This window comes from Pseudoalteromonas sp. 19-MNA-CIBAN-0066, assembly GCF_040308705.1.
GTDB classification, from domain to species: domain Bacteria; phylum Pseudomonadota; class Gammaproteobacteria; order Enterobacterales; family Alteromonadaceae; genus Pseudoalteromonas; species Pseudoalteromonas nigrifaciens.
On record NZ_JBEONZ010000422.1, the window covers coordinates 1 to 236 of the forward strand.

The following is a 236-nucleotide window of genomic DNA, read 5'->3' on the forward strand; positions in this document are numbered from 1 at the left end:
GTTAACAACTCATTGGCTTCAAGATAGCCGATATAATTGATAGAAGGGATTGTTTTAAGCACCGCTGAGGCATCCCGAATACTGTCGAGACCCTTTACTTCTTCTTCACCAATATTGAGCAACGCCACGCGAGGATTGGGAATTTCCACCACCTCTTCAGCCAGAACTGAGCCCATAATGGCAAATTGCACCAGCATTGTGCTGTCACAATCGACGTTGGCCCCTAAGTCAAGGAC

At 47.0% G+C, this 236-nt stretch carries 1 pseudogene; it reads right to left on the reverse strand.

Annotated features, from left to right (window positions below):
* Positions 1-236: pseudogene (locus AAEZ18_RS19670) on the reverse strand (phosphate acyltransferase PlsX); the annotation flags it as partial.